This window comes from Nakamurella endophytica (genome assembly GCF_014646215.1).
GTDB lineage: Bacteria > Actinomycetota > Actinomycetes > Mycobacteriales > Nakamurellaceae > Nakamurella > Nakamurella endophytica.
On record NZ_BMNA01000026.1, the window covers coordinates 1 to 983 of the forward strand.

At 71.5% G+C, this 983-nt stretch carries 1 protein-coding gene; it reads right to left on the bottom strand.

Features of this window, described 5'->3' with window-relative positions:
- Window positions 1–923 (bottom strand): IS481 family transposase (locus tag IEY37_RS21715; protein ID WP_188945032.1); only part of this gene is annotated, 923 nt, incomplete at its 3' end.
- Window positions 924–983 lie beyond the last annotated feature (60 nt).

Genomic DNA, 983 nt, shown 5'->3' on the forward strand with positions numbered 1-983 from the left:
CTGTGGTGGTTGTACTCGTGTAGCCATGCCGGGAGGGCTCGGCGGCGTGCTGGCTCGCTGGGGAACATGCGGGCGAAGGCCCATCCGTCGGCCAGGGTGCGGTGGAAGCGTTCGATCTTGCCGTTGGTCTGCGGCCGGTAGGGCCGGGTCCGCTTGGGTGTGATGTCCAGCTCGCGGCAGGCGTCGCGCCAGGCGTGGGAGCGGTAGGCCGACCCGTTGTCCGAGAGCACTCGGTGGATGGTGACGCCGCGGGCGGCGAACCAGGCCACCGCGCGGCGTAGCACGCCGACTGCGGTGGCGGCGGTTTCGTCGTCGTGGATCTCGGCGTAGGCCACGCGGCTGTGGTCATCGAGCACGGTGTGCACGAACGCCGTGCCGAGCTTTGGGTTGTGGTGGGCGTTGCGGGGCTTGCCGGGGGTCGCTGCCCGGTTGCGGTTGCCCTGGACGCGGCCGACGTAGCGCCAGCCGCCGCCGTCGGGGATGTTGCCGAGCTTCTTGACGTCCACGTGCAGGAGTGCGCCGGGCCGGTCGTGTTCGTAGCGGCGGATCGTTTCGCCGGTGGCGCGGTCGATGTGCGAGAGCCGGTTGAGGCGGCAACGGACCAGCACCGCGTGCACGGTCGAGGGTGCCAGGCCCAGACGGTCGGCGATCTGCACCGGGCCGAGCCGCTTGTGCCACCGCAGGTGCACGATCTTGCGCACGACCGGGCGTGGGGTTCGGCGCGGGCACCGGTGCGGGCGAGAGCTGCGATCGGCCATGGCTGCCGGGCCGCCGTGCCGGTACCGGTCGGCCCACCGTTTGGCCGTGGGCCAAGACACGTTGAACACCGCGGCGGCGTACCGGATGGTCCAGCCGTCCTCGACGACGGCGCGGGCCAGCTTGAGACGGTGGCGTGGAGTCAGCGCGGCATTAGCGTGGGACATGAGGACCTCCGGACGGTGGACGTGGTCGCCTTCAGCAGCTCCACCCCACCCCCGGAGGTC